We start from the raw sequence: 3,933 nt of genomic DNA on the forward strand, positions 1-3,933 counted from the left end.
GCGCGGGCACGGCCAGGGCCACCACGGCGCCGCTGCGGGCGTCCAGCACCGGCGAGCCGGCCGGCACCGCGACGCCGGCGACCACCGGCGGGTCGAGCAGCAGCACCCCGCCGACCCCGCCGTACCCGGCCCCGGCGGCACCCAGCAGACCGCAACGCAGCGCCACCACGTGCCCGTCCTCGCCGGCCAGCGCGGGCAGCAGCACCTCGCGCCCGGCCCCGAGGGCCGCGACGGGCAGCGGCGGCACGGGCAGCCCGCCGACCGCGTCGGTGCGCAGCAGGGCGAGCCCGTGCCCGGGCAGCGGCAGTACGGCGTCCGGGCCCAGCACCCTGGTCTGCCCGCCGGGGGTGTGCAGGACGATCCGGTCCAGGCCGGTGACGCTCTCGTGGGCGGTGAGGACGGTGCCCTGCGGGTCGGCGACGAACCCTAAGCCGTGCAGTCGCCCGTTGAGGTCGCGGATCCGCAGCAGGTACCGCCCCGGGTCTCCCGCCACGCCGTCGCCGTCCAGGAATCCCGGCATTCGCACTGCCCTCCCCGCAGGCCGGACGGCCCGGGGGCGGGCTCGTCACGGCGACCTGCTCGCCGTCGGGGAGCCTGCCCGCCCGGGAGGCGGCCCCACCGCGCCTGCGCCGCTCACCACGGGCGTTCACCTCGCGCGCTCCCCCGGGCGGGTGACCCGTCCCTCGCCGGAACGAACCTCCGGACCTCACCCGGAACCCGGGACCTCGCCGAAACACCCCCCGAACGAGCGAAACCCCTCCCGGGACGACTCCCGAACGGGCGAAACCCCCGCCGGAAGACTCCCGACGGGGGTGACGCGTGCGCTGCGGGGCGTCAGCCGACGAAGACCGCGACCGGCTTCGCCTGCCCGCCCGTCTCCTCGACCAGCGCGAGGAAGCGCCCGTCCGGCCCGAACACCGCGATCGGCCCGTCCACACCCAGCCCGGGCGCCTTGAGCCGGGCGCCGTGCGACAGCTTCTCCGCCTGCGACTCGTCCAGGTCCCAGCGCGGGAAGGCGGCGGCCGCGGCCTCCCCGATCGGCAGCACCTGCAGCCCCGCCGGGGACTCGCCGGTGACCGCGGCCTCCAGCTGCTCCAGGGTGTGCGCCGACTCCACCGAGTACGGCCCGACCCTGGTGCGCCGCAGCGCGGTGAGGTGGCCGCCGACGCCGAGCCCGGCGCCCAGGTCGCGGGCCAGCGCCCGGATGTAGGTACCGGAGGAGCACTCGACGGTCACGTCCAGGTCGATCACCGGCGTGCCGTCCTCGGCGAGCGCCGCGCGCTGTGCGTGCACGGTGAAGGAGTGGATCGTGGTGGGCCGGGCCGCGAGCTCGAAGTCCTCGCCCTCGCGCACCCGCGCGTACGACCGCTTGCCGTCGATCTTGATCGCGCTGACCTTGGAGGGCACCTGCATGATCTCGCCGGTGAGCGCGGCGATCCCGGCGTCGATCGCCTCCCTGGTCACCCCGTCGGCCGGGGCGGACGCGGTGACCTCGCCCTCCCGGTCGTCGGTGACGGTGGTCTGGCCGAGCCGGATGGTCGCCTCGTACGTCTTGGCGGTGAGCATCAGGTGGCCGAGCAGCCGGGTGGCCCGCTCGACGCCGATCACCAGCACGCCGGTGGCCATCGGGTCGAGCGTGCCGGCGTGCCCGACCTTCCGCGTCCCGGCCAGCCATCGCAGCTTGGCGACGACCCCGTGGGAGGTGATGCCCTCGGGCTTGTCGACGATCACCAGGCCGTCCGGGCCGGTGCCTTTGCGCTTCATCAAGTTCTTTCTCTAAAAGCGGTCAAGAGATGATCAACGTACCGGTCGCAGCGCGCTCCGGAACCGTTCGACCACCGCGGCCACGTCCTCCCGGGCGCTGAACCCGGCCGCGAAGACGTGCCCGCCGCCACCCAGCTCGGCGCAGGCGGCGGCGACGTCCACCGCGCCCTTGGAACGCGAGGAGCCCCGCAGCGTGCCGTCCGGGTCCTGCTTGAGCACCAGCGCCACCTCGGCCTCGGCCGGGCGGCGCAGGATGTCGATCAGCCCCTCGATCTCCTCGACCGTGACGCTGAACAGCACCAGGTCCTGGTACGGCACCCAGGTCCACACCAGGCCCAGCCCGCCGGCCGCGTCCGGCTCGTAGACGGCCCGGTCGAGCGCGCCCGCGAGCACCTTGAGGTAGCCGAAGGAGGAGGTGTCCCACAGCTGCCGGGAGATCAGGTCGTGCCGGATGCCGGTGGCCAGCAGCCGCCCGGCGAGTTCGTGGGTGGCGGGCGTGGTGGCCCGGTACTTGAACGAGCCGGTGTCGGTGGCGACGCCGGTGTACAGGCAGGTGGCCAGGTCCTGGTCGAGTTCGACGCCGAGCCGGCGCAGCAGTTCGTCGACCAGGACGGCGGTGGCCGGCGCGGTCGGGTCGATCAGCTGGTGGGTGCCGAAGCCCGGATTGGAGGCGTGGTGGTCGATCACCACCAGCACCGGCGCGGCGAAGGCCTTGCCGTGCAGCAGGCCGAGCCGGCTCTCCGCGGCCACGTCGAAGCAGAGCACCAGCTCGGGGACGTCCGGCACCTCGGCGGCCGGCACGATCAGCTCCTGGCCGGGCAGGAAGGCCAGCGACTCGGGCACGATCTGCGGGTCGTCGCCGAAGGAGACCCGCACCCGCTTGCCGAGCCCGCGCAGCGCCAGCGCGGCCGCCAACGAGGAGCCCAGGGCGTCGCCGTCCGGGCAGATGTGGCAGATCAGGTCGATCGACCGGGCCCGCCCGATCTCCGCCACCACCTGCTGCCAGAGCAGCTCGAAACCGCTCTCCTCGGTGCGCGGCCCCGGGAGCGCCACGAGGGCGTCCTCCACCGTGCTGGTGGAAGACGCCCCCGTGGTCGAACCGGCTCGCGAGGCGGCCTTCGCCGGCTCACCCGCCATGACTACTCGTCCTCGTCGTCACGCTCGGCCGCCGGAACCTTGTACGGGTCCGCCTCGCCGGCGTAGGTCGCGCCCGCGGCGGTGGTGCGCACCGCCGCGTCGATGGCCTTGGCCCGGTCGAGCAGGTCGTCGATGTTCCGGGCGTTGTCCGGCAGCGCGTCCGCGACGAAGGTCAGCGTCGGGGTGAAACGCACCCCGATCTTGCCGACCTCGGAGCGGATCACGCCCTTGGCGCTCTCCAGCGCTGCGGCCGTGGCCTCGCGCTCGGTCTCGTCGCCGAAGACGGTGTAGAAGACGGTGGCCTCGCGCAGATCCCCGGTCACCCGGGTGTCGGTGATGGTCACGAACCCCAGTCGCGGGTCCTTGACCCGCCGCTCCAGGGTCTGGGCGACGACCACCTGGATGCGGTCGGCGAGCTTGCGCGCCCTTGCGGTGTCGGTCACGTTGCCTCCTCGTGCAGTGGGTCCGGCATTCGGGTGAGCTGCGCACCCTTCGGGGCCCACGCCCCAAAGTACCGGCCCGCGCCCGGCCTTGCGGGCGCTCTGGGTCCTGATCCGTGTGAGAACGGCGACTTCCGCCGACCGCCTCCACGGCTCTCATTCATCGTCGTCGTTGTGGTACCTCCTCCTCGCGGAGAGGAGCTGCACCTCGGGGCGGCCGGCGACCAACCGCTCACAGCTGTCCAGGATCTCGGTGACGTAGCCGGCATCGCCGGCCACCACCGCGAGGCCGATCTCGGCCCTGCGGTGCAGATCCTGGTTCCCGGTCTCGGCAGCGCACACGCTGTACTTGCGCTGCAGTTCGGCCACGATGGGCCGCACGATCGAACGCTTCTCCTTGAGCGAGTGGACGTCGCCCAACAGCAGGTCGAAGCTGAGTGTTCCCACGAACATGTATGACAGGTCTCGCCGACCTGGAAGGCCTCGGGGGGGGGGGCGGCGCCCCGCGGGCCGGCCGCGGGGGGGAGTATGGCGGGCCGCTCCGGACGCCCACAAGAACACACACACCCCCACACACACACACACACGCGGC

Annotated in this window: 5 protein-coding genes; all 5 read right to left on the reverse strand. The window is 73.5% G+C overall.

The window, feature by feature from the left end:
* Window positions 1–328: hypothetical protein (locus ACFV61_RS34955; RefSeq protein ID WP_380496129.1), on the reverse strand; the 328-nt coding region annotated here is incomplete at its 3' end.
* 506 nt (window positions 329–834) lie between these two features.
* The gene (truB, locus tag ACFV61_RS34960; RefSeq protein WP_380380904.1) at window positions 835–1,764 is read right to left on the reverse strand and encodes a tRNA pseudouridine(55) synthase TruB; all 930 of its coding nucleotides are present in this window, start codon (window positions 1,762–1,764) and stop codon (window positions 835–837) included.
* Window positions 1,765–1,797: 33 nt separating this feature from the next.
* Window positions 1,798–2,901, reverse strand: a complete 1,104-nt coding sequence (locus ACFV61_RS34965; protein ID WP_380346383.1) for a bifunctional oligoribonuclease/PAP phosphatase NrnA — start codon at window positions 2,899–2,901, stop codon at window positions 1,798–1,800.
* Between the two features lie 2 nt (window positions 2,902–2,903).
* Window positions 2,904–3,344, reverse strand: coding sequence for a 30S ribosome-binding factor RbfA (gene rbfA, locus ACFV61_RS34970; RefSeq protein ID WP_063347621.1), 441 nt, complete (start codon window positions 3,342–3,344; stop codon window positions 2,904–2,906).
* A gap of 153 nt (window positions 3,345–3,497) precedes the next feature.
* Window positions 3,498–3,794, reverse strand: coding sequence for a DUF503 domain-containing protein (locus ACFV61_RS34975; protein WP_380496131.1), 297 nt, complete (start codon window positions 3,792–3,794; stop codon window positions 3,498–3,500).
* Window positions 3,795–3,933 lie beyond the last annotated feature (139 nt).

This window comes from Kitasatospora sp. NPDC059817 (assembly GCF_042731835.1).
In the GTDB taxonomy this organism is placed as follows: Bacteria; Actinomycetota; Actinomycetes; order Streptomycetales; family Streptomycetaceae; genus Kitasatospora.

Bases quoted from the DNA above. Each gene is read 5' to 3' on its own strand.
- truB (WP_380380904.1), bottom strand. From the start codon at position 1,764: ATGAAGCGCAAAGGCACCGGCCCGGACGGCCTGGTGATCGTCGACAAG.
- ACFV61_RS34965 (WP_380346383.1), bottom strand. From the start codon at position 2,901: ATGGCGGGTGAGCCGGCGAAGGCCGCCTCGCGAGCCGGTTCGACCACG.
- ACFV61_RS34975 (WP_380496131.1), bottom strand. From the start codon at position 3,794: ATGTTCGTGGGAACACTCAGCTTCGACCTGCTGTTGGGCGACGTCCAC.